Annotated in this window: 13 protein-coding genes; 5 read left to right on the top strand and 8 right to left on the bottom strand. The window is 70.9% G+C overall.

Annotated elements, in window-relative coordinates:
* Positions 1 to 70: 70 nt before the first annotated feature.
* Complete coding sequence (locus tag AC4D2E_RS09145; RefSeq protein WP_490952399.1) at positions 71 to 1,390, top strand: aminotransferase class V-fold PLP-dependent enzyme; 1,320 nt, start codon at positions 71 to 73, stop codon at positions 1,388 to 1,390.
* Positions 1,387 to 1,839 (top strand): Fe-S cluster assembly sulfur transfer protein SufU, encoded by a 453-nt coding sequence (sufU, locus tag AC4D2E_RS09140; protein WP_104168385.1) that lies wholly within the window; start codon positions 1,387 to 1,389, stop codon positions 1,837 to 1,839. Before AC4D2E_RS09145 ends, sufU begins: the two co-directional genes overlap by 4 nt.
* Here the strand turns inward: sufU and AC4D2E_RS09135 are convergent.
* From AC4D2E_RS09135 to AC4D2E_RS09120, 4 genes are read right to left on the bottom strand one after another with little or no spacing between them, the layout of a single operon-like run.
* On the bottom strand, positions 1,836 to 3,512 hold the full coding sequence (locus AC4D2E_RS09135) for a sensor histidine kinase (protein ID WP_490952398.1): 1,677 nt from the start codon (positions 3,510 to 3,512) through the stop codon (positions 1,836 to 1,838). The two genes, sufU and AC4D2E_RS09135, sit on opposite strands and share 4 nt — an antisense overlap.
* Positions 3,513 to 3,521: 9 nt before the next feature.
* Complete coding sequence (gene nhaA / locus AC4D2E_RS09130) at positions 3,522 to 4,880, bottom strand: Na+/H+ antiporter NhaA (RefSeq protein WP_490910717.1); 1,359 nt, start codon at positions 4,878 to 4,880, stop codon at positions 3,522 to 3,524.
* A gap of 37 nt (positions 4,881 to 4,917) precedes the next feature.
* A complete protein-coding gene (locus tag AC4D2E_RS09125) occupies positions 4,918 to 5,139 on the bottom strand; it encodes an SCO4848 family membrane protein (RefSeq protein WP_104168382.1) in 222 nt (73 codons plus the stop codon).
* A gap of 54 nt (positions 5,140 to 5,193) precedes the next feature.
* Positions 5,194 to 5,691 carry a DUF2505 domain-containing protein gene (locus AC4D2E_RS09120; RefSeq protein WP_104168381.1) on the bottom strand — a complete coding sequence of 166 codons (498 nt, stop codon included), beginning with the start codon at positions 5,689 to 5,691 and terminating at the stop codon, positions 5,194 to 5,196.
* A 223-nt stretch (positions 5,692 to 5,914) separates the two neighbouring features.
* Here AC4D2E_RS09120 and mfd point away from each other — a divergent pair, with 223 nt between their 5' ends.
* Positions 5,915 to 9,517 carry a transcription-repair coupling factor gene (gene mfd / locus AC4D2E_RS09115; RefSeq protein ID WP_104168380.1) on the top strand — a complete coding sequence of 1,201 codons (3,603 nt, stop codon included), beginning with the start codon at positions 5,915 to 5,917 and terminating at the stop codon, positions 9,515 to 9,517.
* A 102-nt stretch (positions 9,518 to 9,619) separates the two neighbouring features.
* On the opposite strand, the gene AC4D2E_RS09110 is transcribed toward mfd, so the two are convergent.
* The 4 genes from AC4D2E_RS09110 to AC4D2E_RS09095 form a co-directional block, all read right to left on the bottom strand.
* Positions 9,620 to 9,907: a hypothetical protein gene (locus tag AC4D2E_RS09110; protein ID WP_258069955.1), complete on the bottom strand. Its 288-nt coding sequence runs from the start codon at positions 9,905 to 9,907 to the stop codon at positions 9,620 to 9,622.
* A gap of 92 nt (positions 9,908 to 9,999) precedes the next feature.
* Positions 10,000 to 10,680 (bottom strand): deoxyribose-phosphate aldolase, encoded by a 681-nt coding sequence (deoC, locus tag AC4D2E_RS09105; RefSeq protein WP_490910715.1) that lies wholly within the window; start codon positions 10,678 to 10,680, stop codon positions 10,000 to 10,002.
* Between the two features lie 105 nt (positions 10,681 to 10,785).
* Entirely contained in the window at positions 10,786 to 12,519 is a 1,734-nt protein-coding gene (locus AC4D2E_RS09100) for a phospho-sugar mutase (protein WP_490952397.1), read from the bottom strand.
* 78 nt (positions 12,520 to 12,597) lie between these two features.
* The gene (locus AC4D2E_RS09095; RefSeq protein ID WP_104168377.1) at positions 12,598 to 13,398 is read right to left on the bottom strand and encodes a purine-nucleoside phosphorylase; all 801 of its coding nucleotides are present in this window, start codon (positions 13,396 to 13,398) and stop codon (positions 12,598 to 12,600) included.
* Positions 13,399 to 13,454: 56 nt separating this feature from the next.
* Between AC4D2E_RS09095 and AC4D2E_RS09090 the strand changes: the two genes are divergently transcribed.
* Both AC4D2E_RS09090 and AC4D2E_RS09085 read left to right on the top strand, forming a co-directional pair.
* Positions 13,455 to 14,855, top strand: coding sequence for an NAD(P)H-quinone dehydrogenase (locus tag AC4D2E_RS09090; protein ID WP_490952396.1), 1,401 nt, complete (start codon positions 13,455 to 13,457; stop codon positions 14,853 to 14,855).
* Positions 14,856 to 15,025: 170 nt separating this feature from the next.
* On the top strand, positions 15,026 to 16,438 hold the full coding sequence (locus AC4D2E_RS09085; protein WP_490952395.1) for an MFS transporter: 1,413 nt from the start codon (positions 15,026 to 15,028) through the stop codon (positions 16,436 to 16,438).
* Positions 16,439 to 16,461: the final 23 nt, after the last annotated feature.

The following is a 16,461-nucleotide window of genomic DNA, read 5'->3' as shown; positions in this document are numbered from 1 at the left end:
GAGAAGCCTTGCGTAATTGGCGTGAGGTCTGCCGGCTGATCCGTCGGCCGCCTGATCCGAGGAGTCCGAAGTGCCCGTGGTCGACACACCCGTCACGCTCACCCCGTCCGACGCCGTGCTGACCGACGCCGAGGTGCACCGCATCCGCAACGACTTCCCGATCCTCGGCACCGAGGTCAACGGCAAGCCGCTCATCTACCTCGACTCCGGCGCCACCTCCCAGAACCCGGTGAGCGTGCTGGAGGCGGAGCAGGAGTTCTACGAGCAGCGCAACGCGGCCGTGCACCGCGGGTCCCACTCGCTCGCCGTGGACGCCACCGACGCCTACGAGGACGCCCGCGCCGCCGTCGCCCGGTTCATCGGCGCACGGACGGACGAGCTGGTCTGGACCTCCAACGCCACCGAGGGCATCAACCTCGTGGCCTACGCGATGTCCAACGCGAGCCTCGGGCGCGGGGGAGAGGCGGCGCGCCGCTTCGCCCTCGGCCCCGGGGACCGGATCGTGGTCACGGAGATGGAACACCACGCCAACCTGATCCCCTGGCAGGAGCTCGCGGCCCGCACCGGCGCCGAGCTCCGCTTCATCCCCGTGGCCGACGACGGCACGCTGCGCCTCGAGGAGGCCGCGGCCGTCATCACGCCCGCCACGAAGCTCGTGGCCTTCTCCCATGCCTCGAACGTCCTCGGCACTATCAACCCGGTGGCCCACCTGGTGCGGCTCGCGCAGGGTGTGGGTGCCCTCACCCTGCTGGACGCCTGCCAGTCCGTGCCGCACCTCCCCGTGGACGTGAAGGCCCTGGACGTCGACTTCCTCGTGTTCTCCGGCCACAAGATGCTCGGGCCCACCGGCATCGGGGCGCTCTACGGGCGCGCCGAACTGCTCAACGCCCTGCCGCCCTTCCTGACGGGCGGCTCGATGATCACCACCGTGACGATGGAGCGGGCGGAGTACCTGCCCTCCCCGAACCGCTTCGAGGCCGGCACCCAGCGCATCTCCCAGGCCATCGCCCTCGGCGCCGCAGCGAACTACCTCGCCGAGACCGGCATGGAGCGCATCGAGGCCTGGGAGGAGACGCTGGGCGCGCGCCTCGTGCGGGGACTCGGCGCCATCGAGGGCATCCGCGTCCTCGGCCCGGACGCCGGCCGCCCCCGCATCGGACTGGCGTCCTTCGACGTGGACGGTGTGCACGCCCACGACGTGGGGCAGTTCCTCGACGACAAGGGCATCGCGGTGCGCGTGGGCCACCACTGCGCGCAGCCGCTGCACCGTCGCCTCGGGCTCACCGCGACCACCCGCGCGAGCACCTACCTGTATACGACGACGGACGAGGTGGACGCCTTCCTGGACGCCGTCGCGCTGGTCCGTCCCTTCTTTGGAGCACACCGATGAGCACGGGCCTCGAACAGCTGTACCAGCAGATCATCCTCGACCACGCCAAGGCGCGGCACGGTTCGCCGCTGCGGGAGCACGACGGCGTGGGCCGCGTGGGCGAGTCCCACCAGCTCAACCCGGTGTGCGGCGACGAGATCACCCTGCGCGCGGGCGTGGCCGACGGCGCCGTGACCGCTGTGAGCTGGGACGGCGCCGGGTGCGCCATCTCCATGGCCTCGGCCTCCGTGCTGACCGACCTGGTGCAGGGGCTGCCGCGGGACGAGGTGATCGGCCTCGTGGACAGCTTCCGCGAGGTCATGCGCTCGCGCGGCAGGATCGAGGCGGACGAAGAGGTGCTCGGCGACGCCGCCGCGTTCTCCGGCGTCTCCCGCTTCCCGGCCCGGGTGAAGTGCGCCATGCTCGCGTGGGTGGCCCTCGAGGAGTCCCTCCTGGCGGCCAACGCCTAACCAGCCGAGGGCGCCGGCTGGGGGATGGTCATGCTGAAGCAGGTCCCCACGCCCGGCTCGCTCGTCACGGTGATGGACCCGCCGTGCTCGTTCACGATGCTCCGTGTGATCAGCAGGCCCAGCCCCACCCCCGGCACGGAGGACGAGCGGACCGACGAGGACCTGAAGAACCGGTCGAAGACCTGGTGCAGCTCCTCGGCCTCGATGCCGATCCCGGTGTCCTCCACCCGGACCGTCAGGCCGTCATCGCCGACGGATGCGTCGAGCGTGATGCTGCCGCCGCGCCGGTTGTACTTGACCGCATTGCTGAGCAGGTTGTCCACGGCCTGCGCGAGCCGCACCGGGTCGGCCACGGCCGGCAGGCCCGCCGGCGCACGGTTCACGAGCTGCACTCCCGCGCGGGTGGCCCGCACCAGGCCCGACGACGCCGCCTCCGCCAGGATCCTGCCGACGTCGGTGGGAACGGGGTGCACCTGGAACGTCCCCGCGTTGATCGCGAGCAGGTCCTCCACGAGCCGCTCCAGGCGCAGGGCGTTGCGCCGCGCCACCTGGACGAAGCCGGTCACGTCCTCGGGCAGGCTCCCGCGGCGCTCCACGGTGAGCTCCAGGTAGCCGAGGATCGACGTCAGGGGCGTCCGGAACTCGTGGGAGACGTTGGAGAGGAAATCGTCCTTGGCGTGCAGGGCGCGCAGCAGCTCGGTGACGTCGTTGAAGGACACGACGGTCCCCGTGAACGCGCCCTCGTCGTCGTGCATGGACCGCGAGGAGATGCTGAGGGCGCGCTGGGACCGACCCGTCCCCACCCACACCTGTTCGCCGTCGAGGTCCTCGCCGCCCACCGCGCGGAGGACGGGGCGCCGATCCGGCGGGACGGGCGTGACCCTGTCCTCGCCGAAGATCAGCAGCTCGGCCTCGGTGGGATCGTCGTTGCCCGGTGGCGCTGCAGCGGCGTGGCCCTCCCGCTGCCGGGCGTTCATGAGGATGTCGTGACCGTGGGCGTCGACCGCCAGCACCCCCACGCTCACGGTGTCCAGCACGGTCCCGAGCAGTCTCTCGCGTGCCCGCCCGGCCTCCACGCTGTCGCGCAGCGCGCCCTGCGAGGCCTGGAGGGCCGCCTGCCGCCGCCGGTTGTCCTTCGTCAGCTCGCTGACGAACCAGGCCAGGCCGGTGAGCATGATCGGGAGCAGGATCGGGTCCACGACGGTGTCGAGGGTCACCGGGCCCGGCTGGGCGAGGACCGGGAACCAGATGATCGCCAGGGAAGCGACGACGGTGATGGCGACGGCCGCGGCCGTCCGCACCCGGGAGGCGGCGATCCATACCACGGGGAAGGCTGCCAGCAGGCCGACGCCGGAGAGGGCGTCGCCCGCGGCCGCCCGGGCCAGGCCGACGGCCACGAAGTCCAGGAGCGGCATCAGGATGACCCAGCGGCCGGAGATCCTGGACCACGGCAGCGTGCAGCACAGCACCAGGACCACGAGATTGAGGGCCCACCCCGTGAGGAAGAGGGCCGTCGAGTCGAGGGCGTCGCGCTGGGCGAGGCCCAGTCCAACCGCGAGGGTGAAGGTGACGGTGAGGGCGAGCTCGCTGAGGATGATGCGCCGGCGGCGGTTCCGGGACCGCCCCGCCCCGGGGCGGTCCTCCCGTTCCCCCGACCCGCCGGTGTCCGTCATGGACCGATCCTAGTTGCCGCGCTCCTCGAAGACGTCCGGGATGCCGTCGGCGTCGGAGTCCACCTTCTCCTCCTCGTCGATCCGCCGGTAGCGCTTGTTGCGGGCGCGCAGCACCACGCTCGCCAGGAGCGCCGCCAGCACGGACGCGGCGAGGATGGCGACCTTCGCGTGGTCGTCGTGCTCGCTGCCCGCGCCGAAGCTCAGATCGTTCACCAGCAGCGAGACCGTGAAGCCCACACCGGCGAGGATCCCGACGCCCAGCAGGTCCCACCAGCTCAGCCCGGGGTCGAGGTTGGCGCGGGTCAGCTTCGTGACGACGAACGTGGTCAGCAGGACGCCGATGGGCTTGCCGAGGACGAGGCCGAGCACGATCCCGATGAACACCGGATCGGTGACCGCCGAAGCGAACCCCGCGGCACCGCCGATCGCCACACCCGCCGAGAAGAAGGCGAAGACCGGGACGGCGAAACCGGTGGAGAGCGGACGGAAGCGGTGTTCCAGCACCTCGGCCAGGCCGGGCTTGTCCGGGCGGGGCAGCACGGTCTTCCCGCCGGACCTGCGCAGGACGGGGACGCAGAAACCGAGCAGCACACCCGCAACCGTCGCGTGGACGCCCGACGCGTGCATCAGGGCCCAGGTGGCGATGCCGAGGGGCAGGAGGATCAGCCACGGGCCGCGCGTTGTGCTGCCGAAGAACTTGGGCAGGCGCTGCGCGAGCAGCGCGAACAGCCCGAGCGGCAGGAGCATCCACAGCAGGAAGACGAAGCTGACGTCCTCCGAGTAGAAGAACGCGATGATCGCGATCGCGATGAGGTCGTCGACCACCGCGAGGGTCAGCAGGAAGATGCGCAGGGCCCCGGGCAGGTGCGAGCTGATCACCGCGAGCACGGCCAGCGCGAAGGCGATGTCCGTCGCGGTGGGGATGGCCCAGCCGCGCAGGGTGTCCGGGGAGGACAGGTTGACGGCCGTGTAGATCAGCGCGGGCACGACGACGCCGCCGAAGGCCGCCGCCACGGGGACGATCGCGCGGCTGATCCGCCGGAGGTCACCGGCGACGAACTCGCGCTTGAGCTCGAGTCCCGTGAGGAAGAAGAACACCGCCAGGAGGCCGTCCGACGCCCACTGGCCGACGGAGAGCTTCAGGTGCCACGGCTCGTAGCCGAACTCGGCATCGCGGATGGCGAAGTAGGAGTCGGAGAACGGGGAGTTGGCCCAGATGATCGCGAGGCTCGCGGCGATCAGCAGCAGGATGCCGCCGACGGTCTCCTTGCGGAGGATCTCCGAGATGCGCAGGTACTCGGGATAGCTGGAGCGCTGCAGGATCACCGGGTGGGAGCCGGCTGGCTTCGGGGACTCGTCGTGGGCCATGGGGTCTCCTGGGTGGGGCGGGCTGCGGCGGGTGCCGCTAGGCGACCAGGGCGCGGACGCCGATGACGGCGGTCGCCGCGCCGAGGATCATCGACGTGGAGATGAGCATCATGTGCACGGTGAGGAACCGCGTGGCGGCTCCGTTCTCGTCACGGGCGCGCGGGTCCTTGAGGATGCGCCGCAGGAACGGCGGCCAGACGACGAGCGTCCAGACGCCGGCGAGGATCAGGATGAGGGCGAGGGGCGTGGGCAGGTGCATGGCGTGCGCGGAACTCTCGGGTCGACGGGGAGGGTGCGGGTGGCGTGGCCGCGGTCAGCGGTTCGCGAGCCATTTCCGGGCCTCGACGGCCTGGACGTTCAGCGCCTTGCCGATCATCGGCTCGGCGGCGCCTGCGATCTTGCCCCCGAGGAACGGGATGGACGAGGTGACGTTGCCCTGCAGGTCGACGACGGTGTCCGTGCCCTGGGTGATCAGGCGCTGGACGGCGGCGACGTTCAGCGGGACGCCCGCGACCGTCATCTCGAGCTTCGCCTCGCGTGAGCCGTCCGCGGACGGCGCGCTCCACTGCTCGGTCTGCGTGACGGAGAGGGTCTCTCCGACGAACTTGCGGGCCATGTCCGGGAGCCGGTCGGTGGGCATGGTGCGGACGGCCGTCAGGGTGAAGGGACCGGAGGTGTCGCCGTCGACCGTGAGGGACTCGAGGGTGCCGCCGACGTACTCGCTCATGTGGCGCACGAAGCCCTCGTCCGTGAAGACGCCGAGCACCGTCCGGGTGTCGTAGGGGAGCGTGGTGGACGCGTTCAATGCCATGGTTCCTCCGAAGGATGCACAGGTGGTGCCGCGGGGCGGCAGGTCAGGGGTCTCCCGCAATCCTACGGCCTGGCCTCGCCCGGTGTGCCGCCGATTACACGCCACGGGGAGCGTCGGCGGGGCTTGGTAATGTGGAAGCATCCCCGGGAACGCGTCTTGGTTCCGGGCTTTCGTGCTGTCGTCACCCCGTTCTCCACCCCCGTTGCCCGAGGAGTCCCACCAGATGAGCCTGAACGGATTGCGCGCAGCGCTCGCCGAGGATGCGTCCTATGCGCGCGTGCTGACCAACGCGTCACGCCCGGTCGAGGAGCGGAGCCCCGACCTGCAGATCGGGGCTCCCGCCGGGATGCGCGCGCCCCTGATCGCCGAGATGGTCGACGGCCTGGACGCCGTCCCGGCCTCTCCGGGAGATGCCGGCAGTGCCGAGCCGGTGGTCCTGGCGATCACCGCGACGGGTCGGGAGGCGGAGGACCTGGCGGCCGCGCTGCGCAGCTACCTGCCGGAGAGCGCCATCGAGGAGTTCCCCAGCTGGGAGACCCTGCCCCACGAGCGGCTCTCGCCGCGCTCCGACACCGTGGGTCGGCGCCTGTCCGTGCTGCGTCGGCTGGCCCACCCGGAGGGGAACCCCGTGCGGGTCATCACCGCGCCCATCCGCGCCGTCGTGCAGCCGCTCGTCGCGGGGCTCGGCGACCTCGAACCGGTGTCGCTGAAGGTCGGCGACGAGGTCGCGTTCTCCGACGTCGTCCGTGCCCTCTCCGACGCCGCGTACGCGCGCGTGGACATGGTCACGCACCGCGGGGAGTTCGCCGTCCGCGGCGGCATCATCGACGTCTTCCCGCCCACCGAGGACCACCCGGTCCGCGTGGACTTCTTCGGCGACGAGGTGGACCAGATGCGCTGGTTCGCTGTCGCCGACCAGCGCTCCCTCACCTCGGGTGAGCCGCCGACCGCCCTGTACGCCCCACCGTGCCGCGAGATCCTCATCACGCCGTCGGTGATGTCCCGGGCCGCGAAGCTGCAGTCCGAGCTGCCGGCGGCGGCGTCCATGCTGGAGAAGATCGCCGGCGGGATCGCCGTCGAGGGCATGGAGTCCCTCGCCCCCGTGCTCGTGGACGCCATGGTGCCGTTCATGGGCGAACTGCCGGCCGGCTCGATCGCCGTCGTCCTCGAGCCGGAGAAGGTCCGCACCCGCGCGCACGACCTCGCCGCCACGAACGAGGAGTTCCTCGCGGCCGCGTGGTCCACGGCGTCCGACGGCGGCGCCGCACCGCTGGACCTCGGCGGCGCCCTGGGCACCGACCTGCAGGAGGCGAGCTTCCGGTCCCTCGCCGACACGCGGGCCACGGCGCTCGCCCACGCGGTGGCCTGGTGGGGCATCACGTCCTTCGGGGCCGATGAGGAGCTGGCCGACGTCGACAGCTTCACGCTGCATGCCCGCGAACCGCGCGGCTACCAGGGCGACGTCGCCGAGATGATGGACTTTATCGGCGGGCGGGTCCGCGACCAGTGGCGCGTCGTCGTCGCCACGGAGGGCCCCGGCCCGGCGCAGCGCCTCGCGGAGCTCTTCCACGACAATGACATCCCGACGAGCCGCGTCGACTCCCTCGACGCCGCGCCGCAACCGGGCATCATCGAGATCACGACGGCGTGCGCGGGCCGCGGCTTCGTGGTGGACGGGCTCAAGCTGGGGCTGCTCACCGAGGCCGATCTCCTCGGCCGCACGAGCGCCTCCGGGACCCGCGACATGCGCAAGATGCCCTCGCGGCGCCGCAACGCCGTCGACCCCCTGCAGCTCAAGGAAGGCGATTTCGTGGTGCACGAGCAGCACGGCGTCGCGAAGTTCGTCGAGCTGCTGCAGCGCTCCACCGGGGCGGGGCCCACCCGGACCACGCGAGAATACCTCGTGCTCGAGTACGCGCCGTCCAAGCGCGGGGCCCCCGGGGACCGCCTGTTCGTGCCCACGGACCAGCTGGACCAGGTGACCCGCTACGTGGGCGGGGACGCCCCCGCGCTGAGCAAGATGGGCGGCTCCGACTGGAGCAAGACCAAGAACCAGGCCCGCAAGGCCGTCAAGGAGATCGCCGGCGAACTCATCCGGCTCTACTCCGCCCGCATGGCGTCCAAGGGCTACGCCTTCGGCCCCGACACCCCCTGGCAGCGCGAGCTGGAGGAGGCGTTCCCGTACGTCGAGACGCCCGACCAGCTGACCACCATCAACGAGGTCAAGGCGGACATGGAGCGCGAGGTCCCCATGGACCGGCTGGTCTCCGGCGACGTCGGCTACGGCAAGACGGAGATCGCCGTCCGCGCCGCGTTCAAGGCCGTGCAGGACGGCAAGCAGGTGGCGGTGCTCGTGCCCACCACGCTCCTGGTGCAGCAGCACTTCGAGACCTTCTCGGAGCGGTTCTCCGGCTTCCCGGTACGCGTGCGCGCGCTCTCACGGTTCCAGACGGCCAAGGAATCGCGTGAGACGGCGGCGGGCCTCACCTCGGGGGCGGTCGACGTCGTCATCGGCACGCACCGCCTGCTGTCGAAGGAGATCGCCTTCAAGGACCTCGGGCTCGTGATCGTGGACGAGGAGCAGCGCTTCGGCGTCGAACACAAGGAGGCGCTGAAGAAGATGCGCACCAACGTGGACGTCCTCGCGATGAGCGCCACCCCCATCCCGCGCACGCTCGAGATGTCCCTGACCGGCATCCGCGAGACCTCCACGCTCGCCACACCCCCGGAGGAGCGCCACCCGGTCCTCACCTACGTGGGGCCCTACACCCACAAGCAGGCCTCCGCCGCGATCCGGCGCGAACTCATGCGCGAGGGCCAGGTGTTCTTCGTGCACAACCGTGTCTCATCGATCGACCGCACGGCCGCGCAGCTCCGGGAGCTCGTGCCCGAGGCGCGTGTCGCCGTCGCCCACGGCCAGATGACGGAGTCCCGGCTCGAGCAGATCATCGTGGACTTCTGGGAGAAGCGGTTCGACGTCCTGGTCTGCACCACGATCATCGAGACGGGCCTGGACATCTCCAACGCGAACACGCTGATCGTGGACCGCGCCGACTCCTACGGGCTGTCCCAGCTGCACCAGCTCCGAGGCCGGGTGGGCCGTGGACGGGAGCGGGCCTACGCCTACTTCCTGTACCCGTCGGAGAAGCCGCTCGGCGAGGTGGCCCTCGAGCGACTGAAGGCCGTGGCGTCCCACAACGAACTCGGCGCGGGCATGCAGCTGGCCATGAAGGACCTCGAGATCCGCGGTGCCGGCAACATGCTGGGCGGCGAGCAGTCCGGGCACATCCAGGGCGTCGGGTTCGACCTCTACATCCGGCTGGTCGGCGAGGCCGTCGCGAACTTCCGCGGCGAGGCCGAGGAGAAGGCGGCGGAGATGAAGATCGAACTGCCGATCAACGCGCATCTGCCGCACGACTACGTGCCGGGGGAGAGGCTCCGCCTCGAGGCCTACCGGAAGCTGGCCTCCGCCATCACGGACGAGGCGATCGACGCCGTCGTCGCCGAACTCAAGGACCGCTACGGGGAGCCGCCGGCGGCCGTGGAGAACCTCATCTCCGTGGCGCGCTTCCGGGTGTCCGCCCGGGCCCTGGGCCTCACGGACGTGGCGCTGCAGGGCAACTTCATCAAGTTCGCCCCGGCCGAACTGCCGGAGTCCAAGCAGATGCGCCTCACGCGGATGTACCCGGGGGCCGCGGTGAAGCCTGCGCTCAACGCGGTGCTGGTCCCGAAGCCGAAGACCGCGAGGATCGGCGGCCGGGACCTCGTGGACGCCGAGATCCTGGACTGGGCGAAGAACGTGCTCGACGCGGTGTTCACCGCGTAGGCGGATCCCGGACCGGCGTGGGCGGGATCACGGGCGGGAAACGCGGGAAGGCCGCCCCCGGAGGGGCGGCCTTCCCGCGGAATGCGTGGATCTGCGCGGTCGTTACGAGCTGACGCCCGCGGAGGTCTCCTTCTCGTCCGTCTGCTTGCCCTCGGCGAGGTTGTAGCCGGTGTCCGAGCGGCCCAGGATCCCCTGCGGGATGAAGAACGCGAGGAACGCGAGGACCACGATGGCGGTCATCGGCCAGACGGTGTCGAGGGTCAGCCAGTTGAGCAGGTAGATGCCCAGCAGGAAGGCGCCGAAGATGAGCACGAACACCACGACGTTCTCGACGAGGTGGCCTTCGCCGGCGTGGGAGGGCTGCTTCTCGACGTTGGCTTCGTGTGACATTGGGTCTCCTTGACTGCGTTCGTGCGTGCCGGGTCTACTGCTGGGTGTGCTGGTAAATCTGCTGCGGGGGCCGCGGGCCGGGCTCCTGGTGGTCAGTAGCCCGATGCGCCCTGTTCACCCTTAACGATAGCGACTCCCGAGCTCGCCCCGATACGCGTTGCGCCGGCGTCGATCATGGTGCGCGCATCCTCGAGGGACCGCACGCCGCCCGACGCCTTCACCCCGAGGTCCGGGCCCACGGTCTTCCGCATGAGGGCGACGTCCTCGACCGTGGCGCCGCCGCCGTTGAAGCCGGTGGACGTCTTCACGAAGTCAGCGCCCGCCTCGACGGCGGCCTCGCAGGCGAGCACCTTCTGCTCGTCCGTGAGCAGGGAGGTCTCGATGATGACCTTGAGGATGGCACCGTGCTCGTGGACGGCCTCCGCGACGGCGAGGATGTCCTGGACGAGGAGGTCTCGGTCCCCGGCGCGCGCGGCCGCGATGTTGATGACCATGTCGATCTCGTCGGCGCCGTCGGCCACTGCGCCCTGGGCCTCGAAGACCTTGACCTCGGTGGTGGTGGCGCCGAGGGGGAACCCGATGACGGAGCAGGTGAGGACACCGGTGTCCTTCACCGCCGTGCGCACGGTGCTGACCCAGACGGGGTTCACGCAGACGGACTTGAACGAGTACTCGACCGCCTCGCGGCAGACGGTGAGGATCTGCTCACGGTCTGCCTCGGGCTTCAGCAGGGTGTGGTCGATGTAGGAGGCGAGGGATACGTCGTTAGGCATGCTCCCCATCCTTCCATGTCCGCACCGTCGAGCCCGCCGCCGCGGGGGCAGGAATGGCCGGGATTCGCGCCCAGGACCGGTCTTTCCTGCCGTCCGGGCCAGGGGTCAGAGGCCGAGGGCCCCGGCGACGTCGTGCTTGACCGCCTCGAGGCGCACGCGGGCGGTCTCCTTCGCGTCCCCGAGGCCGCTCGCGGACCCGACCGGCTCCACCACCTCGAGGTAGCACTTGAGCTTCGGCTCCGTGCCGCTGGGCCGGATGATGACGCGCGTCCGGTCCTGCGTGAGGTAGAAGAGCCCGTCGGTGGGCGGCAGGTGCGCCGAACCCCGGGCGAGGTCCTCGGCGACGCCGACGGCGGAGCCGGCGAAGGACGACGGCGGGTTCTCCCGGAGCCGGCCCATCATGGCGCCGAGCAGGCCGAGGCTCTCCACGCGGATTGAGAGCTGGTCCGCGGCGTGCAGGCCGTGCACCAGGAAGGCGTCGTCGAGCAGGTCGAAGAGGGTGCGGCCGGCGGCCTTGGTCGCGGCGGCGAGTTCGGCGAGCAGCAGCCCGGCGGAGATGCCGTCCTTGTCCCGCACCAGCTCCGGGGCCACGCAGTAGCCGAGGGCCTCCTCGTACCCGAAGGAGAGGTCATGGACGCGGGCGATCCACTTGAAGCCGGTCAGGGTCTGCTCGTGATCGATGCCGGAGGCCGCGGCGATCCTGCCGAGCAGGCGGGAGGAGACGATCGAGTTCGCGAAGACCCGGGTCCGGGCGGCGCCGGCGGCCCCGTCGGCGGCCGTCCCCCTTGCGAAGCGGGCCGCCAGGTGCAGGCCGAGCAGCGTGCCCACCTCGTCGCCGCGCAGCATGCGCCATGCACCGGTGGAGGGTTCGCGTGCCGCGAGGGCCACGCGGTCGGCGTCGGGGTCGTTGGCGATCACGAGGTCCGCACCGACCTGCGCCGCGGTCTCGAGGGCGAGGTCCAGGGCGCCGGGTTCCTCGGGATTGGGGAACGCGACGGTGGGGAAGTCGGGGTCCGGCTCGGCCTGGCGTTCGACGACGGTGACGTCGTCGAACCCGGCGGCCGCCAGTACCGCCCGGGCGGCCCGGCCGCCCACCCCGTGCAGCGGCGTGAGGACGATCTTCAGGTCCCGCTCCGTCAGGGCCGGATCGGCGAGGGCTGCGACGGCGTCCACGTAGTCGGTCTCGATGGCGTCCGGGAGGATCGTCCAGCCGGAGGCCGCGAGCGGGGTGTCCCGGACGGCGTCGATGCGGGCGGCGATCCCGGCGTCGTGCGGGGCCACGATCTGGACGCCGCGGGCGTCCTCCTCCACGGCGCGCCCGCCGAGGTAGACCTTGTACCCGTTGTCCTGCGGCGGGTTGTGGCTCGCGGTGACCATGATGCCCACCTCGCACCCGAGGGCACGGATGGCGTAGGCGAGCACCGGCGTCGGCAGCTCGCGGGGCATGAGGAACGTCTCGATCCCGGCGGCGGTGAGGATGGCCGCGGTCTCCTCGGCGAAGATGCGCGAGTTGTGGCGGGCATCGAAGCCGACGACGGCGCGGGGCGCGTAGGCTCCGGCCGCGAGGTCCAGCGCATGGGCGGCGACCCCCGCGGCGGCCCGGCGGACCACCACGCGGTTCATGCGGTTGGGGCCCGCACCGAGGGCCGCCCGCAGCCCGGCGGTGCCGAACAGGAGCGGACCCGAGAAGCTGTCCTGCAGCTCCTGCTCCGCGGCGGTGTCGCCGGACCGCACGAGTCCGGTCAGGGTCCTGAGTTCCTCCGCCGTCCGCGGATCCGGGTCGGTGGCCGCCCAGGCGTCGGCGGCGGCGAGGAGGGTGTCCAGGGCGGGGGTGGTCATGCGGGTCCCTTACGTGGGTGGATCGAAGGCGGGGGAGCGGCGGCGGCGCTGCGGTGGCGGCGCCGGGCCGGGGTGCGGCTAGAGCGCGGCGACGATGTCGGCGAGCAGGCGGGAGATGCGGGGCCCGGCCGCCTGGCCGGCCTCGAGGACCTCGGTGTGGCTAAGCGGGACGGGGCTGATCCCGGCCGCGAGGTTCGTCACGAGCGAGAGGCCGAAGACCTCCATGCCGGCGTGCCGGGCCGCGATGGCCTCGAGCGCCGTGGACATGCCCACGAGGTCGGCGCCGATGCGCTTGGCGTACCGGACCTCGGCCGGCGTCTCGTAGTGGGGTCCGGTGAACTGCGCGTACACGCCCTCCTCGAGGGTGGGGTCCACCTGGCGGGCGAGGTCGCGCAACCGCGGGGAGTACAGGTCCGTGAGGTCCACGAAGGTTGCACCCTCGAGCGGCGAGGACGCCGTCAGGTTGATGTGGTCGCTGATCAGCACCGGCGTGCCCGGCTTCCAGTGCTCCTGCAGGCCGCCGCAGCCGTTGGTGAGGATCATCGTCGTCGCGCCCGTCGCGGCCGCGGTGCGGACGCCGTGCACCACGGCCCGCACGCCCTTGCCCTCGTAGAAGTGCGTGCGGGCGCCGAGGACCAGCGCGCGCTTGCCGGCCGGCGTGAGGACGGAGCGGATGGTGCCGGTGTGGCCGACGACGGCGGGGGCCGAGAAGCCGGGGATGTCCGCGGCATCGAGGGTGTGGGTGGTCTCGCCGATGAGCTCGGCGGCCTCCCCCCAGCCGGAGCCGAGGACGAGCGCGGTGTCATGCCGGTCGATGCCGGTGGCGCGGGCGATGTGGCCGGCGGCGTCGCGGGCCAGGTCAAAGGGATCAGAAGTCACCGCTACAACTTACCCTCTATTTCCCGCGCGTCAGTGGCATGCGCGATGATGGGGCGGTGACCAACCAACTCGATTTCAGTTCACTGCGTCTCGCGATCCTGGGCGGCGGCCCCGGCGGCTACGAAGCGGCGCTGGTCGCCGCGTCGCTCGGCGCGAACGTCACCGTCGTGGAGCGCCAGGGCCTCGGCGGGTCGGCGGTCCTCACGGACGTCGTGCCGTCCAAGACCCTCATCGCGACGGCGGACACCATGACGCGCTTCACGGACGCTAGCGGACTCGGCGTCCGGTTCTCCGAGGACAGCAAGGTCTACGCTGACCTGGACAAGGTCAACCAGCGGCTCCTGAAGCTCGCCGTCGAGCAGTCCTCCGACATCCGCGCCACTCTGGAGCGCCTCGGCGTGCGGGTCATCATCGGCACGGGGAAGCTGCTCGACGACCACCGCCTCGAGGTCCAGTCCGGTGGAGAGACGAGCATCGTCGAAGCCGACGCCGTGCTCCTCGCGGTCGGTGCCACGCCGCGCGAGCTGCCGAGCGCCATGCCCGACGGCGAACGCATCTTCAACTGGACGCAGCTCTACAACCTCCGGGAGATCCCGGACCACCTGATCGTCGTCGGGTCCGGCGTCACCGGGGCGGAGTTCGCCAGCGCCTACAACGGGCTGGGCTCCAAGGTCACCCTCATCTCCAGCCGGGACCGCGTGCTGCCGGGCGAGGACGCCGACGCCGCCGAGGTCCTCGAGGGCGTGTTCAAGGACCGAGGCATGACCGTCCTGTCCAAGTCCCGCGCCGAGGCGGTGGACCGCACGGACGACGGCGTCCTCGTGCGCCTGGCGGACGGCCGGACGGTGGAGGGCAGCCACTGCCTCGTCGCGGTCGGCGCCGTCCCCAACACCGACGGCATCGGCCTCGAGGAGGCCGGCGTCGCCGTCAACGAGTCCGGGCACATCACCGTGGATGGCGTCTCCCGCACCACGGCGCCCAACGTGTACGCCGCCGGCGACTGCACGGGGGTCTTCGCGCTCGCCTCGGTGGCGGCGATGCAGGGCCGGATCGCCATCGCCCACCTCATGGGGGATTCCGTGAGCCCCATCAAGCTCAAGCAGGTCGCCTCGAACATCTTCACCTCGCCGGAGATCGCCACCGTGGGCGTGACGGAGGAGGACATCGAGTCCGGCCGGTACCAGGGGGACATCGTCAAGCTCTCCCTGCACACCAACGCGCGGGCCAAGATGATGAACGTCAAGGACGGCTTCGTGAAGGTGATCTCCCGCAAGGGCTCCGGCACGGTCATCGGGGGCGTCGTCGTCGGCCCCCGCGCGTCCGAACTCATCTTCCCCCTGGCGCTTGCGGTGACGAAGAAGCTGCACGTGGACGACGTCGCCAACACGTTCACCGTGTACCCGTCGCTGACGGGGTCCATCTCCGAGGCGGCACGCCGCCTGCACGTGCACATCTGACCCTCGGGTCCGGGCCGGATATCGGGTTCCCGGTGTCCAGATGGTGGACAGGCTTATCCACCTGATGGACGCCGGTGGTCAGATGTTGGCATTCATCTGTTGCACGGACGCCGTGCTGCGGGAGCCACGGGCTCCCGCGGAGGCGCCTCGTTTCAAGAAAGCCGACGCCCATGACCTCCTCCACGTCCGCCAGTGCCGGCGGAACCACCAAGCCGCTGAACTCCCGGGGCAGGGTGATCTTCGCCAGCCTCATCGGAACGACGGTCGAGTTCTACGACTTCTACATCTACGCCACGGCCGCGGTGCTCGTGTTCCCCGTCCTGTTCTTCCCGAACCAGACCTCCGCGAACCAGCTGCTCAGCTCCTTCGCCGTGTTCGGCGTCGCGTTCGTCGCCCGGCCGCTCGGGTCCATCGTCTTCGGCCACTTCGGCGACAAGATCGGGCGCAAGGCCACTCTGGTGGCATCCCTGCTCACCATGGGGATCGCGACCTTCCTGATCGGCCTGCTGCCCGCGGCGACCAATGACGGATGGGTCTTCCTCGCCCCGCTGCTGCTCGTGGTGCTGCGCTTCCTCCAGGGATTCGCACTGGGTGGGGAGTGGAGCGGCGCAGCCCTCCTGGCCACCGAGAACGCCCCCGAGGGTAAGCGCGCGATCTACGGGACGTTCCCGCAGCTCGGCGCGCCCATCGGCTTCATCCTGGCCAACCTGCTGTTCGTCCTGCTGAGCACCACCCTCAGCCCCGAGGAGTTCCTCGAGTGGGGCTGGCGCGTGCCGTTCCTGCTGAGTGCGGTCATGGTGATCATCGGCCTCTACGTGCGGCTCAAGCTCATCGAGAGCGCGTCCTTCCAGAAGGTCCAGACCGAGGGCAAGGTCGTGAAGGTGCCGCTCGGCACCACGTTCCGCCTGCACTGGCGTGCCCTGATCCTCGGCACGTTCATCATGTTCGCGACCTACGTGCTCTTCTACTTCATGACCGCCTTCACACTGACCTACGGGACCGCGCCGTCGAGCGAAGAGCAGGCGCGGGCCAACGCCGAGGCGGCGGGCCGCGTGTTCACCGACGCGGATGCCGCGGCGTTCGTGCCCGGCCTGGGCATGGCGCGCACCGATTTCCTCTGGATGCTGATTCTCGGCGTCGTGTTCTTCGGCATCTTCACGCTCGTGTCCGGTCCGCTGGCCGAGCGCTTCGGCCGGCGCAAGATGCTCCTCGGGACCACCGTGGGCATCGCCGTCTTCGGGCTCCTGTGGGCTCCCCTGTTCGGCGCGGGGACCGTGGGTGCCATGGCGCTGCTGATCATCGGCTTCATCCTGATGGGACTCACCTTCGGCCCCATGGCCGCGGTGCTGCCCGAGCTCTTCCCCGCCAACGTCCGCTACACGGGCTCGGCGGTCGCCTACAACGTGTCGAGCATGATCGGTGCCGCCCCGGCCTCCTTCATCGCCGTGGCTCTGTGGCAGGCCGCGGACGGAAGCACCGTGCTGGTGGGCGCCTACCTGAGCCTGGCCGCCGTCGCCACGTTCATCGCGCTCTGGATCTCGCGGGAGACCCGGGACAAGGACTACGAGAACAACGTGGCCTGATCACACCGGTCCTCCCGGAACCG

The organism is Arthrobacter sp. TJ-265 (assembly GCF_058269135.1).
The sequence above is the reverse complement of the archived record's forward strand: the minus strand, read 5'-3'. Positions and strand labels throughout refer to the sequence as shown.